30 protein-coding genes are annotated in these 19,678 nt (G+C 53.1%); 5 read left to right on the top strand and 25 right to left on the bottom strand.

Annotated elements, in window-relative coordinates; translation table 11 throughout:
• Positions 1 to 202: 202 nt before the first annotated feature.
• From PFRI_RS08775 to rplO, 13 genes are all read right to left on the bottom strand, one after another.
• Positions 203 to 910, bottom strand: coding sequence for an ATP12 family chaperone protein (locus tag PFRI_RS08775; protein WP_072630330.1), 708 nt, complete (start codon positions 908 to 910; stop codon positions 203 to 205).
• Positions 903 to 1,583, bottom strand: a complete 681-nt coding sequence (locus PFRI_RS08770; protein ID WP_072630329.1) for an HAD-IA family hydrolase — start codon at positions 1,581 to 1,583, stop codon at positions 903 to 905. Before PFRI_RS08770 ends, PFRI_RS08775 begins: the two co-directional genes overlap by 8 nt.
• The gene (locus PFRI_RS08765; RefSeq protein WP_072630328.1) at positions 1,583 to 2,626 is read right to left on the bottom strand and encodes an RluA family pseudouridine synthase; all 1,044 of its coding nucleotides are present in this window, start codon (positions 2,624 to 2,626) and stop codon (positions 1,583 to 1,585) included. Before PFRI_RS08765 ends, PFRI_RS08770 begins: the two co-directional genes overlap by 1 nt.
• Positions 2,623 to 3,000: a fluoride efflux transporter CrcB gene (gene crcB / locus PFRI_RS08760; RefSeq protein ID WP_072630327.1), complete on the bottom strand. Its 378-nt coding sequence runs from the start codon at positions 2,998 to 3,000 to the stop codon at positions 2,623 to 2,625. Before crcB ends, PFRI_RS08765 begins: the two co-directional genes overlap by 4 nt.
• An 80-nt stretch (positions 3,001 to 3,080) precedes the next feature.
• Positions 3,081 to 4,394 carry a replication-associated recombination protein A gene (locus tag PFRI_RS08755; protein ID WP_072630326.1) on the bottom strand — a complete coding sequence of 438 codons (1,314 nt, stop codon included), beginning with the start codon at positions 4,392 to 4,394 and terminating at the stop codon, positions 3,081 to 3,083.
• The gene (locus tag PFRI_RS08750; protein ID WP_072630325.1) at positions 4,391 to 5,773 is read right to left on the bottom strand and encodes a trypsin-like peptidase domain-containing protein; all 1,383 of its coding nucleotides are present in this window, start codon (positions 5,771 to 5,773) and stop codon (positions 4,391 to 4,393) included. Before PFRI_RS08750 ends, PFRI_RS08755 begins: the two co-directional genes overlap by 4 nt.
• Positions 5,774 to 5,968: 195 nt before the next feature.
• Positions 5,969 to 6,388, bottom strand: a complete 420-nt coding sequence (gene rplQ, locus PFRI_RS08745; RefSeq protein ID WP_072630324.1) for a 50S ribosomal protein L17 — start codon at positions 6,386 to 6,388, stop codon at positions 5,969 to 5,971.
• A gap of 139 nt (positions 6,389 to 6,527) precedes the next feature.
• Positions 6,528 to 7,544: a DNA-directed RNA polymerase subunit alpha gene (locus PFRI_RS08740; protein ID WP_040777493.1), complete on the bottom strand. Its 1,017-nt coding sequence runs from the start codon at positions 7,542 to 7,544 to the stop codon at positions 6,528 to 6,530.
• Between the two features lie 113 nt (positions 7,545 to 7,657).
• On the bottom strand, positions 7,658 to 8,047 hold the full coding sequence (rpsK, locus tag PFRI_RS08735) for a 30S ribosomal protein S11 (protein WP_072630323.1): 390 nt from the start codon (positions 8,045 to 8,047) through the stop codon (positions 7,658 to 7,660).
• 14 nt (positions 8,048 to 8,061) lie between these two features.
• On the bottom strand, positions 8,062 to 8,430 hold the full coding sequence (gene rpsM, locus PFRI_RS08730; protein ID WP_072630322.1) for a 30S ribosomal protein S13: 369 nt from the start codon (positions 8,428 to 8,430) through the stop codon (positions 8,062 to 8,064).
• 211 nt (positions 8,431 to 8,641) lie between these two features.
• Positions 8,642 to 9,223 (bottom strand): adenylate kinase, encoded by a 582-nt coding sequence (locus tag PFRI_RS08725; protein ID WP_072630321.1) that lies wholly within the window; start codon positions 9,221 to 9,223, stop codon positions 8,642 to 8,644.
• On the bottom strand, positions 9,220 to 10,584 hold the full coding sequence (gene secY / locus PFRI_RS08720) for a preprotein translocase subunit SecY (protein ID WP_072630320.1): 1,365 nt from the start codon (positions 10,582 to 10,584) through the stop codon (positions 9,220 to 9,222). Before secY ends, PFRI_RS08725 begins: the two co-directional genes overlap by 4 nt.
• A gap of 109 nt (positions 10,585 to 10,693) precedes the next feature.
• On the bottom strand, positions 10,694 to 11,167 hold the full coding sequence (gene rplO, locus PFRI_RS08715; RefSeq protein WP_072630319.1) for a 50S ribosomal protein L15: 474 nt from the start codon (positions 11,165 to 11,167) through the stop codon (positions 10,694 to 10,696).
• 218 nt (positions 11,168 to 11,385) lie between these two features.
• On the opposite strand from rplO, the gene PFRI_RS08710 reads away from it, so the two are divergent.
• Entirely contained in the window at positions 11,386 to 11,799 is a 414-nt protein-coding gene (locus PFRI_RS08710; protein ID WP_072630318.1) for an NUDIX domain-containing protein, read from the top strand.
• Positions 11,800 to 11,856: 57 nt separating this feature from the next.
• Entirely contained in the window at positions 11,857 to 12,018 is a 162-nt protein-coding gene (locus PFRI_RS21360; protein ID WP_175549244.1) for a hypothetical protein, read from the top strand.
• Positions 12,019 to 12,060: 42 nt separating this feature from the next.
• Here the strand turns inward: PFRI_RS21360 and PFRI_RS08705 are convergent, their stop codons facing one another.
• Positions 12,061 to 12,729 (bottom strand): MBL fold metallo-hydrolase, encoded by a 669-nt coding sequence (locus PFRI_RS08705; RefSeq protein ID WP_342742264.1) that lies wholly within the window; start codon positions 12,727 to 12,729, stop codon positions 12,061 to 12,063.
• Between the two features lie 136 nt (positions 12,730 to 12,865).
• Here PFRI_RS08705 and PFRI_RS21850 point away from each other — a divergent pair, with 136 nt between their 5' ends.
• Complete coding sequence (locus PFRI_RS21850; RefSeq protein WP_281249318.1) at positions 12,866 to 12,988, top strand: hypothetical protein; 123 nt, start codon at positions 12,866 to 12,868, stop codon at positions 12,986 to 12,988.
• A gap of 2 nt (positions 12,989 to 12,990) precedes the next feature.
• Here PFRI_RS21850 and rpmD read toward each other — a convergent pair whose 3' ends face one another.
• From rpmD to rpmC, 11 genes are all read right to left on the bottom strand, one after another.
• Positions 12,991 to 13,179 (bottom strand): 50S ribosomal protein L30, encoded by a 189-nt coding sequence (gene rpmD, locus PFRI_RS08700; RefSeq protein ID WP_072630317.1) that lies wholly within the window; start codon positions 13,177 to 13,179, stop codon positions 12,991 to 12,993.
• 13 nt (positions 13,180 to 13,192) lie between these two features.
• Complete coding sequence (gene rpsE / locus PFRI_RS08695; protein WP_072630316.1) at positions 13,193 to 13,762, bottom strand: 30S ribosomal protein S5; 570 nt, start codon at positions 13,760 to 13,762, stop codon at positions 13,193 to 13,195.
• 117 nt (positions 13,763 to 13,879) lie between these two features.
• Positions 13,880 to 14,239 (bottom strand): 50S ribosomal protein L18, encoded by a 360-nt coding sequence (gene rplR, locus PFRI_RS08690; RefSeq protein ID WP_072630315.1) that lies wholly within the window; start codon positions 14,237 to 14,239, stop codon positions 13,880 to 13,882.
• Positions 14,240 to 14,250: 11 nt separating this feature from the next.
• The gene (gene rplF, locus PFRI_RS08685; protein ID WP_072630314.1) at positions 14,251 to 14,784 is read right to left on the bottom strand and encodes a 50S ribosomal protein L6; all 534 of its coding nucleotides are present in this window, start codon (positions 14,782 to 14,784) and stop codon (positions 14,251 to 14,253) included.
• A gap of 9 nt (positions 14,785 to 14,793) precedes the next feature.
• The gene (rpsH, locus tag PFRI_RS08680) at positions 14,794 to 15,186 is read right to left on the bottom strand and encodes a 30S ribosomal protein S8 (protein WP_072630313.1); all 393 of its coding nucleotides are present in this window, start codon (positions 15,184 to 15,186) and stop codon (positions 14,794 to 14,796) included.
• A gap of 11 nt (positions 15,187 to 15,197) precedes the next feature.
• Complete coding sequence (gene rpsN / locus PFRI_RS08675; RefSeq protein ID WP_009827563.1) at positions 15,198 to 15,503, bottom strand: 30S ribosomal protein S14; 306 nt, start codon at positions 15,501 to 15,503, stop codon at positions 15,198 to 15,200.
• Positions 15,504 to 15,520: 17 nt separating this feature from the next.
• Positions 15,521 to 16,084, bottom strand: coding sequence for a 50S ribosomal protein L5 (gene rplE, locus PFRI_RS08670; protein WP_072630312.1), 564 nt, complete (start codon positions 16,082 to 16,084; stop codon positions 15,521 to 15,523).
• On the bottom strand, positions 16,077 to 16,388 hold the full coding sequence (gene rplX / locus PFRI_RS08665; RefSeq protein ID WP_072630311.1) for a 50S ribosomal protein L24: 312 nt from the start codon (positions 16,386 to 16,388) through the stop codon (positions 16,077 to 16,079). Before rplX ends, rplE begins: the two co-directional genes overlap by 8 nt.
• A gap of 1 nt (position 16,389) precedes the next feature.
• On the bottom strand, positions 16,390 to 16,758 hold the full coding sequence (gene rplN, locus PFRI_RS08660) for a 50S ribosomal protein L14 (protein ID WP_072630310.1): 369 nt from the start codon (positions 16,756 to 16,758) through the stop codon (positions 16,390 to 16,392).
• A gap of 82 nt (positions 16,759 to 16,840) precedes the next feature.
• Complete coding sequence (rpsQ, locus tag PFRI_RS08655; RefSeq protein ID WP_009828361.1) at positions 16,841 to 17,071, bottom strand: 30S ribosomal protein S17; 231 nt, start codon at positions 17,069 to 17,071, stop codon at positions 16,841 to 16,843.
• Between the two features lie 12 nt (positions 17,072 to 17,083).
• Entirely contained in the window at positions 17,084 to 17,287 is a 204-nt protein-coding gene (gene rpmC, locus PFRI_RS08650) for a 50S ribosomal protein L29 (RefSeq protein ID WP_072630309.1), read from the bottom strand.
• 334 nt (positions 17,288 to 17,621) lie between these two features.
• Here rpmC and PFRI_RS08645 point away from each other — a divergent pair, with 334 nt between their 5' ends.
• Together PFRI_RS08645 and PFRI_RS08640 are read left to right on the top strand one after the other, a co-directional pair.
• Positions 17,622 to 18,821, top strand: coding sequence for a calcium-binding protein (locus tag PFRI_RS08645; protein WP_072630308.1), 1,200 nt, complete (start codon positions 17,622 to 17,624; stop codon positions 18,819 to 18,821).
• A 43-nt stretch (positions 18,822 to 18,864) separates the two neighbouring features.
• Positions 18,865 to 19,446 (top strand): hemerythrin domain-containing protein, encoded by a 582-nt coding sequence (locus PFRI_RS08640; protein ID WP_072630307.1) that lies wholly within the window; start codon positions 18,865 to 18,867, stop codon positions 19,444 to 19,446.
• Positions 19,447 to 19,678 lie beyond the last annotated feature (232 nt).

Raw genomic sequence — 19,678 nt, 5'->3', positions numbered from 1 at the left:
TTTGCGGGCGGTTCTTCCCGCGAGTGAGCACGGGGGTTCATACCAAAGGAGGGATAGTCCCCCATCAGTGGCGATGAGTTTGGCCGCAATCGTCGACAAACGTCAAGTAGAACATCTGAAGAATTGGCCAATTTCGCGTTGCCGGACCTTAGGTAAGCCTGAACAGTTCAAATTAACGTCAAAAAACGTATTTTTAACTGTGTTATTTACTCATTTTGTAGAAATCATGCGCATGTTTGAAGGCTTCCAGCTTGATTCTTGCCATCTCTTCAGCGTCATCATCGAGCCCCCATTGTTCTTGCTGATAACGCTCATCTAGGCGCGACAACTCCCACAACTCCTCTGGGCGAGCGTACTCGTGCATCGCAGCAAGACCTATGACGAAAGAGCCGGGCAAAGTGATCAGATCATGCATCGCTGTTAACTCAAACGCACTCATATCATCCAAAAGCGCGCGTAACGTAACGAGGCTTGATTCGGGTTGAGCCGCGAACATCACACCTGAAACCGGGGTCAAAGGCGCAGCAAATCTCTGTGCACACCAACTCAACAATGGATCCCAATGCTCTGCTTGGCGCGCACTTAAAGCAACAGGTCGATCCGCACGATAACACAGCAAGTCTGTCCCCGCATATTCGCCCAACATATCCGCTACAGCATCAAATTGCGCCGTCACCTTGTCCACCGCCGAATTGGCTGATTTGGTTACGGGCATCGTGTTTGGATTGACCACTTTTTCCTGTGCATCCCACTCCAGCGCCATGCGCTCAGCCATCACCTGTGTCGGCACAACCAACGCTGACTTGCCTGGCGTTTTTATCGAACGCCCGTCCAGATGCACGCTAAACCCGCCCTCGACTTCAACCGCTTCAGCGACTTTCCAAAAGCGCTTCATTGTCCAATCAGTCATTGGCCTTGCTCCAAATCAAATCGAGCGCGCCATCAAGCTGCGCGAAATCTTCGATCACAACATCGGCCCCCGCGAGGCGGCTGGTCTCGTGATAACCCCAACTCACAGCGATGAAATGCACACCTGCAGCGCGCGCCATGTCCATATCAAAACTGGTATCGCCGATCATCACCATGTCGCGGGCCTCAACGCCCAGTTCATGCATCGCTTGCAACAACATCGATGGGTTCGGTTTGCTCGGATGGTCATCCGCCACCTGTTGGGTGAGGAAGGTTTTCGCCAACCCATGTGCTTCGATTAATTTATCCAAACCGCGTCGCGACTTGCCAGTTGCAACCCCGAGCAAGATTTCATCTTGCTCTTTTAAGCGCGCCAGTGCCTCGCGTGCACCAGCGTAGAGTGGCGAAGAGACATCCGCCCCCTGTAATAAGCGCAAATTCGTATAGGCGTCTTTGTAGCCCTGAACCATTCGCGTGCAGGCCGCATGATCGCTCTGGGGCGCAAGCATCGGGATCGCAACATCCAGCGATAACCCCACAATACCGAGCACTTCATCTCTACTCGGCGGCTTAATACCTTCCGCCTCGAACGCAGCACTCATCGCGGCCAAGATATCCGCCTGACTGTCCACAAGCGTGCCATCCACATCAAAAATAACAGCCCTCAAGCGCATTACATCATCTCTTCAAAGGGATCTTCCGGCACCTCTTTGGGGTTCCATGCGAATGTATCCCAAGTGCGCTGCATGTGTTCAGGAAGCGGCGCAATCACGTGCAGCATTTCTTTGCTGACCGGATGTTCGATCTGCAAAGACCGCGCATGAAGGTGGAGCTTCTTGCTGATATCACCACCAAGTTGCGACCCCCAGCCATCGCCCATATTTTCCTGACCGGATCCGCCGTATTTCCCGTCACCCACAACAGGATGCCCCATCTCGGCCATATGCGCGCGCAGCTGGTGCGTGCGGCCTGTGATCGGGATCAGTGCGCACCACGCGGTGCGCTGCCCTGCCGTTTCAAGGACTGCGTAATCGGTCATGGCGCGCTTGGCACCGTCAGTAGAATCCACTTCATTGGGGTGGACACAGATCATCTTTTCGCCTTCGCCGCGTGCTCCGTGGCCTAGCGCTTTCATCAAGCCGTATTTGATTGTTCCCATGCGCGGATGCGGAACGCCTGCAATCGCGGCCCAGTAGATCTTGCGCGTTGCACGGTGGCGGAAAGACGCGGTGAGATCAGCCGTCGCGCGACGCGTGCGCCCCAAGATCAAAACACCCGTCGTGTCTTTGTCCAAACGGTGCACCAAACGCGGGCGTTCTTCTGCGTCATAGATCAAGGCATCCAACAACCCATCAATGTGGCGCGAATGGCCCGAACCACCTTGAACAGGCAAACCCGCTGGCTTGTTCAGTACAATCACAGCGTCATCTTTGTAAATCACACAAGAGCGAATGAATTTCGTATCCGCTGCACTGACACGGTTGGTCGGCGCATGTTTAGGTGCATCCCCATCAGGGAGCGGCGGAATACGCAATTGTTGGCCTGTATTGACGCGACTGTTGGCCTTCACGCGACCACCATCCAAACGCAGTTCGCCCTTGCGGCACATCTTTTCGATCATCCCTTGGGTGATCTTGGGAAACTTGCGCTTCAGGAAACGATCAAGGCGCTGATCGCCATCATCTTCTTCTATCATTATCGTTTGAACGCGGCTCATGCCCATATTCCTCTCGCGATGGCGAGACCCGCCATCAAACCTAAAATCGATAGGGCCACAGATAGCCCAACGTATAGCGCTGCTTGGCCTAAATGCCCGCGCTCCATCAATGTCACCGCCTCAAGTGAGAACGCCGAAAACGTGGTAAACCCACCCAGTAAACCGGTCATCACAAACAAGTTCGCAACGCTCAATCCCTTTTGATGCGCAAAGACCACGAAGAGTCCCATCGCAAACGAGCCGAGTATGTTCACCGGTAAAACACCCATCGGAAACCCGAGCGGCATCGCTTTTACGAAAGCCAAGCCCACCAGATAGCGCAGGCTTGAACCAAGCGCACCGCCGAGGGCCACAAGTGAGACATTGAGTAACATGGGGCCGTGTCGCTCTGTGCGCGACAAGAGTCAAGTTTTGCGCACGACGTTCGATGCTCCGATTTTTCTAGAAAAATCGCTCACCCGCCCCGTTGCGCGCGTAGTTTGGCAAAATACTCAAGTCGCTTTTTCAAATCGCGTTCAAAACCACGCTCTACAGGTTGATACATCGCGGGCCGCTCCATCCCTTCTGGAAAGTAGTTCTGCCCAGAAAACCCATCATCTGCGTCGTGATCATAGGCATAATCCGTGCCGTAGCCTTGATCCTTCATCAAATCCGTCGGGGCATTCAGAATGTGTTTTGGCGGCAGCTTCGAGCCCGTCGCCTTCGCAGCGCGGCGCGCCGCTTTGTAAGCCACATAATTCGCGTTCGATTTTGGCGCCAAGGCCAGATAAATCACCGCTTGCGATAACGCCAATTCACCCTCAGGCGAACCAAGCCGTTCATAGGTTTGCCAGCTTTGCAAACACACAGCCTGCGCGTGTGGGTCAGCCAAGCCTATATCCTCAACCGCCATGCGCACCAAACGACGCGCCAAGAAACGCGGGTCTTCTCCCCCCTCAAGCATCCGTGCAAACCAATACAAAGATGCATCAGGATCAGAACCGCGCACAGATTTATGCAAGGCAGAGATCAGATTGTAATGCGCATCACCGGATTTATCGTATTGCGCAGCGCGCTTTTGAAGGCGTTTGGATAGGTCGATTGAAGTTAGCTTGTGATCCGTTTTCCAAGCAACCACTTGCTCAATCAAATTGAGCAACGCACGCCCGTCTCCATCCGCCATTTCCAAAAGCGCTTCACGCGCAGGGCCATCCAGCGGCAGTTCCTTTTGCAAGTCTTGCTCAGCGCGCTGCGCCATGCGTTCCAAATCCGCAAGATCAAGACGTTCCAACACCAGAACCTGCGAACGCGAAAGAACCGCAGAATTCAGCTCAAACGATGGGTTTTCTGTTGTCGCGCCCACCAAAAGAATGGTGCCATCTTCCATATGAGGAAGGAAACCGTCTTGCTGTGCTTTGTTAAACCGATGAATTTCGTCAACAAACAACAAAGTACCTTGTCCATTTTGCCGCCGGATTTTAGCGGCTTCAAATACTTTTCGAAGGTCTGGCACACCTGTGAAAATTGCACTGATCTGGACGAAATGCAGATCCGTCTCGTGGGCCAAAAGCCGCGCGATCGTTGTTTTGCCAACACCCGGAGGTCCCCAGAAAATGATCGATGACAACGAGCCGGACGACAGCATGACCTCAAGCGGAGCACCCTCGCCCAACACTTGTTTCTGACCGATCACATCACTCAAGGTCTGAGGCCGCAATCGATCCGCAAGCGGGCGCGGACCTTTTAGCGGTTCAGCACCAGCGGCACCATTGTCGAACAAATCGCTCATAGTCTGAACCGTAGCAGGACCAATTGCCCACCACGCTCAACGACAAGTGAAACCGAACGCCGCGCATTTCGAAGTGCTCTCACAGCATCCATAGGAGAGTTTATCTCTTGCCCGTCAATCTCACGCAAGAGATCGCCTTTTTGTAGGCCAATACGCGGCGCGATTTGACCAGTGTTGAGCACCACGACCCCGCTCGGTAAAATCGGCAATTGATACTGAGCCAAAACCGCAGGGTTCACGTTGGCAATTGTAAGCCCTTCCAAAACATCGCGCGCGCCTAAGGTCTGCTCTTCACGCGGTGGCAATTCCGGCGGACCAATCATCGCCACCTTGAACTCTTCTTGCACCCGATCGCGTACAGCGGTCACTGTGATCTGCGCTCCAATTCCTGCAACGGTCATATAATAGAGCATTTCTGACGGCGAATTAACGGCGCGCCCATTTGTAGCGACGATCACATCGCCGACGCCAAGTCCGACTTCGGCAAAAGGACTGCCCTCTTGCACCTGTGTGATCGCCATGCCGCCCGGACGCTCAAGACTGAGCGAGTTCGCCAAATCTGCGTCGACAGTTTGTCCGCCCATTCCGGCCCAAGGACGCATGAACCGCGTCTCACCTGCGCGTGCTTGGGTCACAAATTGCGCGACCAAAGCCGCCGGAATCGCAAAACCAATCCCGTTTGAGCCCCCCGAACGCGTCACAATCGCAGTGTTCACACCTATCAGTGCACCATCCATGCCGATCAAAGCACCGCCAGAATTGCCCGGATTGATAGGCGCATCGGTTTGAATGAAATATCCACGCTCGTTTCCAGTGACCGCACCCGAGCGCGCAAGGCCGGAAATGATTCCGCTTGATACCGTCTGGCCAACACCGAATGGGTTGCCAATTGCGAGGGTAAGTTCACCCACTTCAACCGTGTCGCTCTCACGCAGTGGCAAGAAAGGCAAATCCTGCGCATCTTTCAAACGCAGAATTGCAAGGTCGCTCGCTTGATCGCCAAGCAACACCTCAGCAGAATATTCGCGCCTGTCGTTGAGAACGACGCGAATGTCGCTTGCTCCGCCAACCACGTGAAAGTTCGACACCAAATACCCGTCGCTTGAAAGGATAACGCCCGACCCCAACGAATTTTGTACACGCGGTTGCGCGCGGCCCATATCGCCAAAGAAGTCGCGAAAGAACGGGTCAGATGCAAATGGACTAACGCGCGATTGCACGATGCGTTTGGCGTAAATGTTAACGACCGCTGGTGCGGCCTGTCTTACCAAAGGGGCAAAACTAAGCGAAATCTGTGCTTGGCTTGTTGGAACTTGTGTTTGTGCTGCAGCGTTTAGAGGCAAGAACAGACAAAGCGACGTTAAGAAAATGCGTAACATGGGCGTTTCCGTAATTGATCATGCCTTTGATATGAGAGGCGCGCGCACGCGGCGCAAGTGTGAAGACAGACTTAGCCTGTGTTACATGGATTTATCCCACCTTCAAAGCGAGCCGTGAAGGCGTGTGATCCCCCAAAATAAAAAAGCCCCCGCAATTAGCGAGGGCCCTTCAAAATCTCAAAATGTAAGCGTCGCTTACTCGTCCGCGTCAGCCTGTGCTGCAACGCGCGCTTTGTCAGCGGCGCCCTTCGCGTCAACGTCGCGGTCAACCAGTTCGATGATCGCCATTGGCGCCATGTCACCGTAGCGGAAACCCGCTTTGAGAACACGTGTGTAGCCACCCGGACGGTCTGCGTAGCGTGGGCCGAGGATTTCGAACAGTTTTGCAACGTCCTTGTCTTCCTTCAGCTGAGCCGCAGCCTGACGACGCGCGTGCAGATCGCCGCGTTTGCCAAGTGTGATGATCTTATCCATGATACGCTTCAGCTCTTTAGCTTTAGGAAGCGTTGTTTTGATTTGCTCATGCTCGATGAGCGAGCCCGCCATGTTCGCCCAGAGCGCTTTACGGTGCTCGTGAGTACGGTTTAGGCGGCGGTAACCTTTTGCGTGACGCATGTGTCTTCTCCAATAATGTGCCCTCTACGGGCTGTTTTTACTTTGTCTGGCAAGCGGTGCGTACCCGCCTACTCTCCTTGGGGTCATTGCTGACCCAGTCGTAAAGTAAGGTGCGTGATATCACGCACCTTACCAATTCTTAAAAGGCGTCTTCGAATTTCTTCGCAAGATCTTCGATGTTGTCCGGTGGCCAGTCCTCGACGTCCATGCCGAGGTGCAAGCCCATACCGGACAGCACTTCTTTGATCTCGTTCAAAGACTTGCGGCCGAAGTTTGGCGTGCGCAGCATTTCTGCTTCGGTTTTCTGGATCAGATCGCCGATGTAAACGATGTTGTCGTTCTTCAGGCAATTCGCGGAACGTACAGAAAGCTCCAGCTCGTCCACTTTCTTCAACAGAAGTGGGTTGAACTCAAGACCGTCATCCTCATCCTTGGCGGATGCGGACTCTGGCTCGTCGAAGTTCACGAAGATAGACAGCTGATCTTGCAAGATGCGCGCTGCATAAGCAACCGCGTCATCCGGCGTCAAAGAACCGTCTGTTTCGACTTTCATCGTCAGTTTGTCATAATCAAGCACCTGACCTTCGCGGGTCGGCTGCACGTCATAAGAAACCTTTTTCACAGGCGAGTAGATCGCATCGATCGGGATAAGACCGATTGGCGCATCTTCTGGCTTGTTCTTCTCAGCTGCAACATAGCCTTTGCCCGTGTTTACGGTCAGTTCCATGTACACATCTGCACCATCGTCGAGGTGGCAAATCACGTGCTCGCGGTTGAGAACTTCGATGCCAGCGCTGTCGGAAATGTCACCAGCGGTGACAATGCCTGGACCTTTTGCATTGATTGAAAGACGCTTTGGTCCTTCAACTTCCATGCGCAAGGACACACCTTTGAGGTTCAAAACGATGTCTGTGACATCTTCGCGAACGCCGGCTACCGAAGAGAACTCGTGCAAAACGTTGTCGATTTGTACGGATGTGATTGCTGCGCCCTGAAGCGAGCTCATCAATACACGGCGCAGCGCGTTACCAAGCGTGAGGCCGAAGCCGCGCTCAAGGGGTTCTGCTACAACAGTCGCCTGACGGCCTGCATCGTTGCCCGGCTTCACGTCAAGCTGTGTTGGCTTGATCAGTTCTGCCCAATTTTTGTGGATCATACGTCCCTCCATCCTTGTTTCGACCTCATGTCCAAAAGATCAAAACGCTCGAGGTTAAAATGACGAAGCAGAGGCCGCGCGGACATGCAGCCTCTACCGAAAAATAATAGTGCTTAGACGCGGCGACGCTTTGGTGGGCGGCAACCGTTGTGAGCCATAGGCGTCACGTCACGAATGGACGTGATGTTGAAGCCTGCCGCTGCCAACGCACGAAGCGCGGATTCACGACCAGAGCCTGGGCCCTGAACTTCAACTTCCAGCGTTTTCACGCCGTGCTCGGAGGCCTTGCGGCCAGCATCTTCAGCAGCCATCTGCGCCGCATATGGCGTGGACTTACGTGAGCCTTTAAAGCCCATCGTGCCCGCAGAGGACCAGGAAATCGCATTACCCTGAACGTCAGAGATTAGGATTTTTGTGTTGTTGAACGAAGAGTTCACGTGAGCAACGCCAGCGGCGATGTTCTTGGAGACCTTCTTCTTTGCGCGTTTAGCTTCGCGTGCCATTAGTCAGTCCTCCCTTATTTCTTCTTACCAGCAATGGCCTTTGCAGGACCTTTGCGAGTACGAGCATTCGTTGATGTACGCTGACCACGAACGGGCAGATTACGGCGATGACGCAGGCCACGGTAGCAACCGAGATCCATAAGACGCTTGATGTTCATCTGCGTGTCACGGCGAAGGTCGCCTTCTACGGTGTACGTCGCGTCGATGTGCTCACGAATTGCGAGGACTTCTGCATCGGAGAGCTCGTTGATACGACGTGTTTCGTCGATTTTAACGGCTTCGCAGATTTCTTTGGCAGAGGTTGGACCAATACCAGTGATATATGTGAGGGCGATCGGGACCCGTTTGTGGGTCGGGATGTTTACGCCGGCAATACGTGCCAAGTGGGAACTTCCTTCTTCGTTGCGGGTCCGTAATGCCGGACCCTTTTTTCACAACACAAAGCCCTAGGCGACTGAGCCGAGGGCTTAAGCTGATCAGGTGATCTGTCAGAGATGGGAGCTACCCATCTATGACGGTTTGATTCTCGTTAGAGATGGTGTGGATTAGGAGCTTTTGACGCTATGGTCAATAGGCTCTAAATCAACCTTATACTTAAGCGTCCAAGACACCCGCAATATCAGCCTTCACACCGTCCATGGTGCCAAGACCATCGACGCCTTTGAGCATACCCTTTGCATGGTAATACCCGATCAGCGGAGACGTTTGCTTGTAATACGCCATCAAGCGAATCTTCAGGCTTTCGGCGTTGTCATCAGCACGTGCGGTTCCGCCAGCGGCAACCGCCTCAGCGGCGCGGCCAACGATGCGCTCTACCAAGACTTCGTCGTTCACTTGCAACTCAATCACGTGGTCAAGCGTCTCGCCCTGCTCGGCCATCAACTCACCGAGAGCATCAGCTTGCGCCAATGTACGGGGGAAACCGTCAAAGATGAAACCGCCCGCTTTGTCGCCCTGCAACTTCTCGCGGATCAAGCCGATCACGATCTCGTCCGTCACCAGATCACCGCGCGCCATGACGTCTGCTACGATCTTTCCCATTTCGGTGCCGCTGTCTTTGGCTTCGCGCAGCATGTCACCCGTGCTTAACTGGATCATGTTGCGCTCTTCAACGAGCATACCGGCTTGTGTGCCTTTACCCGCGCCGGGTGGTCCTAGCAGAATAATATTTGTCATCGGCGAATTGGGCTCCGTTTCTTACGACCTTTGCCGCCCTTACCGCGCAGCTGGGATTTCTGGATCAAACCTTCGTACTGATGTGCCAGCAGATGGCTTTGGACTTGCTGGATAGTATCCATCGTGACCGAAACAACAATCAAAACCGACGTACCACCAAAGTAGAAAGGAATAGCGAACTGACCGCGAATGACTTCAGGAAGCAGGCAGACCAAAGTGAGGTAAGCCGAACCGAGGACCAAAAGACGTGAAACCACGAACTCAAGGTACTCTGCGGTCTTCTTGCCGGGACGTACGCCGGGCACAAAGCCATTTTGGTTCTTCAGATTATCCGCAACATCGTCGACTTTGAAGCTGACGTTGAACGTGTAGAAGAACGTGAAGAAGATGATCATCGCCGCGAAGAACAACAGATAAAGCGGCTGACCCGGTCCGAAATACGCCAATAGCGTGGACATAATTGGCCCAGTAGAGTTGCCCGAGAAGGTCGAAACCGTCGCTGGTAGCAGCAACAAAGACGACGCGAAGATCGCAGGGATAACGCCGGCTGGGTTCACTTTAACGGGCAGGTGCGAGCTTGAGCCTTCCTGAACGCGCATGCCAACTTGGCGACGCGGGTACTGGATATGGATCTTGCGCAAGGCCCTCTCCATAAAGACCACAAAGGCAATGGTGACGACCACCATTAGAATAACCCCGACGATAACCGCAGGGCTGATCGCGCCGGAACGACCGGATGCGAAGAACTGTGCCAAAGCTGCAGGAACCTCAGCGATGATGCCGACGAAGATAATAAGGGAAATACCGTTACCAATGCCGCGCGCGGTGATCTGCTCACCCAGCCACATCAGGAACATTGTACCACCAACTAGCGTGATCAAACATGCCGCGCGGAAGTAAAGACCGCCCTCGGTCACGAGACCGCCCGCTTCCAGCGAAACAGCAAGACCGTAAGCCTGCATCGTCGCCAAAGCGACCGTTCCGTAACGCGTGTATTGGTTGATTTTCTTTTGGCCTTGCTGGCCCTCTTTCTTCAATTGCTCCAAGGCTGGAACCATCGAGGTCAGAAGCTGAACAATAATGGAGGCCGAAATATAAGGCATGATGCCCAGAGCAAAGATGCCCATCCGCCCCAAAGCACCACCTGTGAACATGGAAACCATGCCACCAATGCCCTGCCCTGCACTTTCCATGAATTCACGCAGGGCTGCACCGTCAATACCGGGAACCGGAATAAACGTACCCAATCGATAAACGATGAGCAAACCAAGCGTGAAAAGGATGCGGTTGCGAAGATCAGTGGCTTTGCCAAGGGCGGACCAACTTGTGTTGGCTGCCATTTGTTCTGCTGCGGATACCATGAACGGCTCTCTTTTGAATGTAAAACGCCGCCAAAGCGTTTTCAGCTCAGGCGGCATTTAGGAAAACGTCTAAAGTTACTTAGGGGCTAGGTCGCCCCGTCACAACCTCTTATTCAGCCGCTACTGCTTTTGTGACCGTCAGTGAGCCACCCGCTTTTTCCACCGCTTCGACTGCCGCTTTAGAAGCGCCTGTCACTGTGATGTTCAGTTTGGACGTGATTTCACCCTTAGCAAGCACGCGCACACCGTCTTTGATACGACGTACGAGGCCGGAAGCAACGAGTGATTCCTCGGTGATCGCCGCTTTCGCGTCGATCTTGCCTGCGTCTACAAATTTCTGGATCAGACCAAGGTTCACAACAGCGTGTGTCTTGGAGTTGATGTTGTTAAAACCACGCTTTGGAAGGCGCTGGTAGATTGGCATTTGACCGCCTTCAAAACCCTTGATCGCTACACCTGAGCGGGATTTCTGGCCTTTGATACCACGGCCACCGGTCTTACCCATGCCGGAACCAACACCGCGACCTACGCGCTTGCGTTTTTTCGTGGCACCTGGATTGTCGTGCAGTTCATTAAGTCTCATGTCGCTTCTCCTTTGCCGGATGCGACCCCCAGCGACGGGAGTGGCCGAACGCGGCGTATAATTGATTCGTACGTGACACGGATTGCCACTCGGGGGCGTATAGAGCGCAGAGTGGTTTTGAGCAAGAGGAATGGCACGCGATTATGAAAGCTTGGCGCACGCGCTTGTTGATCGTAGCCTGCTCGCAGATCAAGGCATTGAGGTAAGGTCTTTTGACAATGAACAAACGCAGCTCCCAATATGCCTGTGCCCTAATTGTGCGCGACAACCAAGTGCTACTCGGCAGGCGCGCGCATTTTCGTGCAGCTTACCCTAATTGTTGGGATTTCATTGGTGGAAAGATCGAAACCGGAGAATCGAAAGAGGCCGCGTTGACGCGCGAATTAGCGGAAGAAATCGCGATTGTGCCTACAAATCCAATCTATTTTGAGAAAATTGAAGACAAGCATGTCTGCACTGATCAACCACCTGTCTATCATTTTTACAAAGTAACCGAATGGCAAAACGGTGATCCGCATATAAACAACCATGAACACGCCCACTTGGCTTGGTTCACGTTGGAACAGGCTTGCGATCTCTCAAATCTCGCGCTGCCAGAGTACCGTAACCTGCTGCGCTCTTTGCTGAAGTAGAATGCGCTTAGGACAAAAGGCATGCCAAACCCGCCAACTTGAGCTAAGCTCAGCCCTATGGATATTACAGCGCTCAGTTTCTACGCGATAATTTGTGGTGTGTTAAGTTTGGCCGCCCCCCGGTTTGGCGGCGCTTGGATACGCTTTGGCTTGGGTGCCCTTGTTGGCATATTGGCGGCTTTGTTCCTGCCAATCATAAAGCAAAGCCTAGGGTATTGAGCGGCGGCAAGGTGCGCGAAATCACGCACCTTGCCCGATCATTTAATACCAGCCGCGTAGCTGAACAGTCGCGGCATCGCCCACGAGATCTGCAAACTCTTGTGGATCTTGCGTTCCGCCATCTCGGCCACGGAAATGGTATGGGTACACGTTCTTGGGTTTGAACTCGCGCACAGCGTCTGCTGCTGCAGAAGCAGGCATGGTGAATGGCAAATTCATGCAGACAAACGCAAGATCGATGTCTTTTAGCGCACGCATCTCAGGGATGTCCTCCGTGTCGCCTGAGAGGTAGATGCGAAAATCGGCCATGGTGAGAACATAGCCATTGTCGCGACCCATCGGGTGGAAATTTTTGCGCTCTTCTGTCAGGTTATAGGCAGGGATCGCATCGACCTTAAGCTCGCCAAAACTGGTGCTTTCGCCATTGGCAACCTGAACTGATTTGCTTTGCATCTCCTCGGACAGCTTGGCGTAAACGGCTGGGTTGGTGACAAGTTTGGTACCCTCTTGAACAAGCGCTGCAAGCGTCTCTGCGTTGAAGTGGTCGCCATGTTCATGAGTAATCAGGATCAAATCAGGCTTTGGACGGCTCGCGTAAATATTTGGATCACCAACAGGGTCGACGTAGAGAACACCAACAGGTGTTTCCATGATCACAGAAGCATGCCGGATTGGGTGTACTTTCACCGGACCTGCGCTTGATTCAAACATGTCTCCGCTATGGTTGGCAGCACTTGCGGCAAATGGAAAGACAGTGATGGCCGCCCCCGTTGCAGCAGTTGTTTTAGAAATTCACGTCGTGTCTGTGTCATACCTATGCCCTTATGTTGCGTAAGGAGAGGGTAGCATGACGATAGGACAAGGCAAGTTTTTGAAAGACACGTATCAAAACGAAAAACGCCCTCGGAGCGATCCGAAGGCGTTCTTTCTGGTCGCCTTACGTGTTCAGCACGCAAGGCCACTGGGCTGAATTCAGCCTTTTTCTTCGATGATCTCAACCATGTGAGAGATCTTGTTGACCATGCCGCGTACCGCTGGCGTGTCTTCAAGTTCACGTGTCTTGTGCATCTTGTTCAGGCCAAGACCGATAAGTGTCTGGCGCTGCTTTTCTGGGCGGCGGATCGGGGAACCGATCTGCTTTACAACGATTGTTTTAGCCATCTCTCAGGTCTCCTTACGCGTCAGCTGCTTCAGGAGCGGCCGCAGCAGGTGCGTCGTCCTTCTTCAGAATGTCAGCAACTTTCTTGCCACGGCGCTGTGCAACAGAGCGTGGGCTGCTTTCTTTCTTCAGACCGTCCATAGTGGCGCGGATCATGTTGTACGGGTTTTGCGAACCGATAGATTTCGCAACAACGTCTTGTACGCCAAGCATCTCGAATACGGCACGCATTGGACCACCGGCGATGATACCAGTACCTTGTGGTGCTGTGCGCATCACAACTTTGCCTGCGCCGTGACGGCCCTCGACATCGTGGTGCAACGTGCGGCCTTCGCGAAGGGCAACGCGGATCATCTGACGCTTTGCTTGCTCTGTGGCTTTACGGATCGCTTCAGGAACTTCCTTCGCTTTACCTTTGCCAAAGCCTACGCGGCCCTTTTGGTCGCCAACAACGACAAGTGCGGCGAAGCCAAAGCGCTTACCACCCTTAACGGTTTTGGAAACGCGGTTGATCGCAACCAAGCGATCGGCGAATTCCGGTGTTTCATCGCGGCGATTGCCACGGCGGTTGTCACGTTCTGCCATGTGGAGCAGTCCTTTTATGAGTGGCGCACTTGGCACCTGAATTTCGTTCGATCCTAGTGAGTGAGGCACCCCTGGGTCATCGGAAGAGCCCGCCTAAGCGAGCTCTTCTCAAGTGATTTAGATCTTCAAACCACCTTCACGCGCGGCTTCGGCAACTGCCTTGACCTTACCGTGAAAGAGGAAACCGCCACGGTCGAAGTAAACTTCTTCCACGCCAGCTTTCTTTGCGCGTTCTGCAATCGCAGCACCAATTTTGGTGGCTGCTTCAACATTGTTCTTGCCGACAACACCCAAAGACTTCTCCAAGGAGGAAGCCGAGGCGAGTGTAACGCCATTCACATCATCAATCACCTGAGCGCTGATGTTTTTGTTGCTGCGGTGAACAGAGAGACGAAGACGTCCCGCGTTAACCTTGCGCAGTTTGTTCCGGACGCGCAGACGGCGCTTCAGAAACAGAGTTCTTTTGCTATTTGCCATTTGACTGGTCCTTACTTCTTCTTGCCTTCCTTACGGAAGATAAACTCGCCTTTGTAACGAATGCCTTTGCCCTTGTAGGGCTCAGGCTTGCGCCACGCACGAATGTCGGCGGCCACTTGGCCAACCTGCTGTTCGTCGTTGCCTTCGATGATGATTTCGGTCGGCTTCGGGACAGTAATCGTGATGCCCTCAGGGATTGCGAAATCGACGTCGTGAGACAGACCGAGGTTCAGTTTCACTACATTACCGGCCAAAGTGGCACGATAACCAACGCCGTGGATCTCAAGCTCTTTCTTGGCACCGGTGTTCACACCAGTCACAAGATTTGCGATGCGAGTGCGGGACATGCCCCACTGCTGACGCGCGCGCTTGGAATTGCCACGAGGTGTGACTTTAACGGTGTTTTCCTCAACTGTGAGGGTAACATCGTCTGTTGCGGTGAAGCTGCGTGCCCCCTTAGGGCCTTTCACTTCAACAGTCTGACCGGAAACAGCTGCGGTAACACCTGTAGGTAGATCGACTGGTTTTTTACCAATTCGAGACATACGCTTTCCTTAGAAGACTGTGCAGAGCACTTCGCCGCCAACGTGGGCAGAGCGTGCAGATGCATCCGACATCACACCTTTGGAGGTGGAGACAATCGACACACCCAAGCCCTGACGGACTGTTGGGATGTCATTAGCGCCCATGTAAACGCGACGACCAGGCTTGGAAACCCGCTTCAATTCGCGAATGACAGGGATGCCATCGTAGTACTTCAGGCTGATTTCGAGAGCCGGGTGGCCGTCAGAACCAGTCATTGCTTCGTAGCCACGGATGTAGCCTTCGTCTGCAAGCACATCCAGAACCCAAGCACGAATCTTGGACGCAGGTGTCATCACAGTAGACTTGCCACGCATCTGAGCGTTGCGGATCCGTGTGAGCATGTCGGCGATAGGATCAGTCATATCTTATCTCCTTACCAGCTCGACTTCACGAAGCCCGGCAACTGACCATGGGAGGCCAGGTCACGTAGGGCGATACGAGAAACCTTGAGTTTACGATAATATGCGTGAGGACGACCAGTCAGCTGGCAACGGTTGTGCAAGCGTGTGGCCGAGCTGTTGCGCGGCAGTTTTGCAAGCTTCAGGCGAGCCGTAAAACGCTCTTCCATTGTCTTGCTTTCGTCATTCGCGATCTCTTTCAGCGCAGCACGCTTAGCAGCATATTTTGCTACCAGTGCTTCACGCTTCTTTTCGCGTTCGATCATTGCTTTTTTAGCCATAACTCTCTCTCCCGCGCTTAGCTGTTGAACGGCATGTTGAAGTGCTTCAACAGTGCTTTAGCTTCAGCGTCGGTTGCAGAAGTGGTGGTGATGATGATGTCCATCCCCCACACTTCGTCCACTTTGTCATACTCGATTTCTGGGAAAACGATGTGCTCTTTCATGCCCATGGCGTAGTTGCCACGGCCGTCAAAGCTTTTCCCGGAAACACCGCGGAAGTCACGTACACGTGGCATCGCAATGGTGATCAGACGGTCGAGGAATTCATACATACGGTCGCCGCGCAGGGTTACTTTCGTACCCAGTGGCATTTCTTCACGTACGCGGAAACCCGCGATGGATTTCTTCGCTTTGGTTACAACAGCTAACTGGCCTGCAATCGCGGTCAGGTCTTCCTGAGCGGATTTGGCTTTCTTGCTGTCACGAACGGCTTCTGCGCCACACCCGATGTTCAGAACAATTTTGTCCAAACGGGGGATTTGCATGTCGTTCTTGTAACCGAACTCTTCCTTCATAGCTGCGCGGATCGTGTCGCGGTACTCAGCCTTCAGGCGGGGTGTGTAATCGCTAGAATCAAGCATCAATCACGTCTCCCGTGGTTTTTGCGAAGCGCACTTTCTTGTCGCCTTCCATGCGGAAGCCAACGCGAGTTGCTTTGCCGTTTGCGTCGATAAGAGACAGGTTGCTCAGCTGGATTGGCATCGCTTTCGGGATGCGGCCACCTTGAGACGTTTGGCTCTGGCGTGTTGCGCGGATGGCGATGTTGATGCCATCTACAACTGCTTTACCTGACTTAGGATCAACAGAGCTGATTGTGCCCTCTTTACCCTTATCTTTGCCAGCAAGCACGACGACTTTGTCGCCCTTTTTCAACTTAGCAGCCATATCACAGCACCTCCGGCGCGAGCGAGATGATTTTCATGAAGTTCTTTGCACGCAATTCGCGAACAACTGGTCCAAAGATACGTGTACCTACTGGCTCATTGTTGTTGTTCAGAATTACCGCGGCATTGCGATCAAAACGGATCACAGTCCCATCTTCACGGAATACTTCTTTGGCGGTACGTACGACGACGGCTTTACGCACGTCACCTTTCTTTACGCGACCGCGCGGGATGGCTTCCTTAACTGAAACGACGATAATATCTCCAACGGAGGCATAACGACGTTTGGAACCACCCAGAACCTTGATGCACTGAACACGGCGAGCGCCGCTGTTGTCAGCTACATCCAGATTTGTTTGCATCTGGATCATTTGGTTTCTCCGGACCTATGGGGCAGCGATGCGCGCTGAAATCCCCAGGGTTTCACTTCCTAAGAAGCGCCGGAAGCTTGAATTAAGCTTCCAACACTTCCCAGCGTTTTGTCTTCGAGCGAGGTGCGCATTCGATAATCCGAACTTTGTCACCAACCTTGAAGGCATTCTGTTCATCGTGCGCCCGATACTTTTTGGACTTACGAATGGTTTTCTTAAGAACCGGGTGTGTAAAGCGACGCTCTACAGATACGGTAATTGTTTGTGCGTTTGCGTCAGAAGTTACGACGCCGTTAAGAATACGCTTAGGCATATCGAGACTTCCTTATTCTGCAGCAGCCGCAGCTGCCTTTTCGTTAAGAATGGTATTCACGCGAGCGACGTCGCGCTTCACACCGCGCATACGCGCTGTGGATTCCATTGCGCCTGTGGCTTGCTGAAAGCGCAAGTTGAAGGCTTCTTTCTTGAGATTTGCCAGCTCTTCACGGAGCTGATCGGGCGTTTTATCCCGCAGTTCGTTGGCGTTCATAGCCTATTCCTTTTTCAACATCACGAGGTTGCCGCAAGAGCGTGACAAACGAATCCCGTGGAGGTCACTAGAAGTTGTGCGTTTAGAGGGGTTATTGCCTTGGCGCAAGTGTTGTTTCGCAACAGTATTTCCATGCGGTGTTTAGGTGTCGCGCGCGCCGCCCTCGTATGGAATTAATCAAAAGTCGACGCTGACTTCAGTGATTGTTTCTAGTTTGGGAACATCTGCGCCCAATCCAAAGAAGAGCATCGCCGTGATCACTAAGATTCTTGTTATTTTCGTTGCATGCCGCAATCTCGCGCCTCACTCTCATCTTTTAAATGTACGAGGGAGTTTGGGTATTTGGGTTATTGCGCTGATGTTTGCTTTGATGCTGGGCGTTGTTTTTGGATTTGAGAACACTTCTGAGCTAACTGACCCCGATCCATCAGACGCTCCACAAGACGAAGGCATGGAGCCTGATCCCGTCGCTCCCCTGGCCGACCCGATGCCCGAACCTGCGCTTGAAACTGTGGAAGAAGACACCACAGAGCCTGAGCTAGAGCCTGCAAGTCCGGAGCCAATCGTTTCAGAAGAAATAGGGGAAACGTTCGAACTGCTTTCAAACCAATCCGCTACAGGAACAGGCAGTGACGACCGGTTTGTACTGATCGAGGGCGAACGCCTTCCCTCTGATGGGACCGCTATTTCAATTAGCGGCGGTGCTGGCGATGATACGTTCGACTTACTTAACCCAACGGGCGAGGCAGACACCCTTAACTCCCCTTTCCTTTTCAGCGAGGCACTCGTCGATGGCGGCGCTGGTAACGACACCATTAACGTGGCCGCGCCCGATTCAACCGTGTCTGGCGGGGACGGCGATGATCGGATCAATGTTGTCGTTGCGGGCAATACGTTCATTACAGGCGATGCTGGTGATGATTACATCTTTGGCGATCAAGTTAATGATCCTGTGACCATCCAAGGCGGAACAGGTAACGACACGATTGATGCCACAGATATGAGCAATGTGGCGGCTTTCGGCGATGAGGGGAATGATCAAATCATGGTCACAGGTCGTGACTTACTTGGAACGGGCTATTCGACTTTTGCATCCGGCGGCGATGGCGAAGACACTCTTAGTCTTGCAGATGAAGCATTTAGAAGTGACCCGCGTTTTATGCCTATTGGGTTGCGCGGTGATGCTGGAAACGACATCTTTGAATTGACCTTCAACGAGGGTCGCGAGATCGACGTTCCCTTGGACGCGACGCCCCCTGCATCCGTTTTTGTGGCGGAGTTGCTCGACTTTGAACCCGGTATCGATGCCATTTTGATCGAACCGCAGGTGATGAATGACGCCTTTGAGATCACTCAAGCGCGCCTTGATGAGAATGCAACCGCAGGAACCACCGAGTTGATCATTTCTTATCAGAGCGAAACAGAAATAGATCGCGAAGTCCGCGTTATCATCAATGCAACAGGGATAAGTTTTGATGATATTTCTCTTGTCGGCATAGACGAAGCCGCACTTACAACACCACTGATCTCATAACTTATAGGTTTCGTTCAGAGTGTCGGTGCGTTAAGCGATGCGCATGTTAGATCTATCAAAAACACCCCTCGCGCAGCTATCCCTTCAGGAAGACGCCCGCCCGAAAATGCCACCTATCGCGGGGGCGACTGATGTGGATCGGCGCAAAGGGAAACATCTGGCCGCGATCCATCGTCATTATCTTTCCGAGATGGCGCAAATCGCGCAAGTGTTGGAGCGGATCAAAGCGGGGGATGAACCGCCTGAGGCACTATCGCAAATCGTGCTGCATTCAGACATGCGCAAAAACTTCGAAGTCGTGGGAACGATCTGTGGTCACCAATGTCGCGTTTTAACGATGCACCACAATATCGAAGAACACTCTATGTTCCCTGCACTTGCCGCTAAAGGAAATTCCGCATTGACAGCGGTGGTCGAAAAATTACGCGCAGAGCATTTGATCGTGCACGAACTTCTCAAACGTCTTGAAGCCGCAGGCAGCACCCTCACCCAAACCCCAAGTGATGCGCACTTTCGCGACGCCACTGAGGTGTTCTTTAAGCTACGCCGCGTGGTGATCTCGCATTTTGGCTATGAAGAAACCGAGCTTGAAGAAGCTATCGGGCTATATCTTGACGGCCTTTAAGCGCCTCGTCGGTCTACACAAACGTGGCGACGGCGCGGGCACGGTAAAGCATTCGGACGCTTTTGGCTGATTGTTCCCAATTTTCGCAAAAATTGGTCGGATATCTGGACGAAACCAGCCAGAACACCCTGAAAAGCGCTCTATTAACCTTCGTTAATTGACGCCCTCTGCGCTGAGTGAAGTGGTCCTACTAATTCGGACAGGTTTGTGGCTCAGCTAAGATGTAATCGGG

The sequence above is a fragment of the Planktotalea frisia genome (genome assembly GCF_001890925.1).
GTDB lineage: Bacteria > Pseudomonadota > Alphaproteobacteria > Rhodobacterales > Rhodobacteraceae > Planktotalea > Planktotalea frisia.
This window is presented reverse-complemented; position numbering and strand designations above follow the sequence as displayed.

Excerpts from the sequence above, each read along its gene's own strand:
- PFRI_RS08775 (WP_072630330.1), bottom strand. The coding sequence starts at position 910 with ATGACTGATTGGACAATGAAGCGCTTTTGGAAAGTCGCTGAAGCGGTT.
- PFRI_RS08770 (WP_072630329.1), bottom strand. The coding sequence starts at position 1,583 with ATGCGCTTGAGGGCTGTTATTTTTGATGTGGATGGCACGCTTGTGGAC.
- PFRI_RS08765 (WP_072630328.1), bottom strand. The coding sequence starts at position 2,626 with ATGAGCCGCGTTCAAACGATAATGATAGAAGAAGATGATGGCGATCAG.
- crcB (WP_072630327.1), bottom strand. The coding sequence starts at position 3,000 with ATGTTACTCAATGTCTCACTTGTGGCCCTCGGCGGTGCGCTTGGTTCA.
- PFRI_RS08755 (WP_072630326.1), bottom strand. The coding sequence starts at position 4,394 with ATGAGCGATTTGTTCGACAATGGTGCCGCTGGTGCTGAACCGCTAAAA.
- PFRI_RS08750 (WP_072630325.1), bottom strand. The coding sequence starts at position 5,773 with ATGTTACGCATTTTCTTAACGTCGCTTTGTCTGTTCTTGCCTCTAAAC.
- rplQ (WP_072630324.1), bottom strand. The coding sequence starts at position 6,388 with ATGCGTCACGCAAAAGGTTACCGCCGCCTAAACCGTACTCACGAGCAC.
- PFRI_RS08740 (WP_040777493.1), bottom strand. The coding sequence starts at position 7,544 with ATGATCCACAAAAATTGGGCAGAACTGATCAAGCCAACACAGCTTGAC.
- rpsK (WP_072630323.1), bottom strand. The coding sequence starts at position 8,047 with ATGGCACGCGAAGCTAAACGCGCAAAGAAGAAGGTCTCCAAGAACATC.
- PFRI_RS08725 (WP_072630321.1), bottom strand. The coding sequence starts at position 9,223 with ATGACAAATATTATTCTGCTAGGACCACCCGGCGCGGGTAAAGGCACA.
- secY (WP_072630320.1), bottom strand. The coding sequence starts at position 10,584 with ATGGTATCCGCAGCAGAACAAATGGCAGCCAACACAAGTTGGTCCGCC.
- rplO (WP_072630319.1), bottom strand. The coding sequence starts at position 11,167 with ATGAGACTTAATGAACTGCACGACAATCCAGGTGCCACGAAAAAACGC.
- PFRI_RS08710 (WP_072630318.1), top strand. The coding sequence starts at position 11,386 with ATGAACAAACGCAGCTCCCAATATGCCTGTGCCCTAATTGTGCGCGAC.
- PFRI_RS21360 (WP_175549244.1), top strand. The coding sequence starts at position 11,857 with ATGGATATTACAGCGCTCAGTTTCTACGCGATAATTTGTGGTGTGTTA.
- PFRI_RS08705 (WP_342742264.1), bottom strand. The coding sequence starts at position 12,729 with ATGTTTGAATCAAGCGCAGGTCCGGTGAAAGTACACCCAATCCGGCAT.
- PFRI_RS21850 (WP_281249318.1), top strand. The coding sequence starts at position 12,866 with ATGACGATAGGACAAGGCAAGTTTTTGAAAGACACGTATCAAAACGAA.
- rpmD (WP_072630317.1), bottom strand. The coding sequence starts at position 13,179 with ATGGCTAAAACAATCGTTGTAAAGCAGATCGGTTCCCCGATCCGCCGC.
- rpsE (WP_072630316.1), bottom strand. The coding sequence starts at position 13,762 with ATGGCAGAACGTGACAACCGCCGTGGCAATCGCCGCGATGAAACACCG.
- rplR (WP_072630315.1), bottom strand. The coding sequence starts at position 14,239 with ATGGCAAATAGCAAAAGAACTCTGTTTCTGAAGCGCCGTCTGCGCGTC.
- rplF (WP_072630314.1), bottom strand. The coding sequence starts at position 14,784 with ATGTCTCGAATTGGTAAAAAACCAGTCGATCTACCTACAGGTGTTACC.
- rpsH (WP_072630313.1), bottom strand. The coding sequence starts at position 15,186 with ATGACTGATCCTATCGCCGACATGCTCACACGGATCCGCAACGCTCAG.
- rpsN (WP_009827563.1), bottom strand. The coding sequence starts at position 15,503 with ATGGCTAAAAAAGCAATGATCGAACGCGAAAAGAAGCGTGAAGCACTG.
- rplE (WP_072630312.1), bottom strand. The coding sequence starts at position 16,084 with ATGCTTGATTCTAGCGATTACACACCCCGCCTGAAGGCTGAGTACCGC.
- rplX (WP_072630311.1), bottom strand. The coding sequence starts at position 16,388 with ATGGCTGCTAAGTTGAAAAAGGGCGACAAAGTCGTCGTGCTTGCTGGC.
- rplN (WP_072630310.1), bottom strand. The coding sequence starts at position 16,758 with ATGATCCAGATGCAAACAAATCTGGATGTAGCTGACAACAGCGGCGCT.
- rpsQ (WP_009828361.1), bottom strand. The coding sequence starts at position 17,071 with ATGCCTAAGCGTATTCTTAACGGCGTCGTAACTTCTGACGCAAACGCA.
- rpmC (WP_072630309.1), bottom strand. The coding sequence starts at position 17,287 with ATGAACGCCAACGAACTGCGGGATAAAACGCCCGATCAGCTCCGTGAA.
- PFRI_RS08640 (WP_072630307.1), top strand. The coding sequence starts at position 18,865 with ATGTTAGATCTATCAAAAACACCCCTCGCGCAGCTATCCCTTCAGGAA.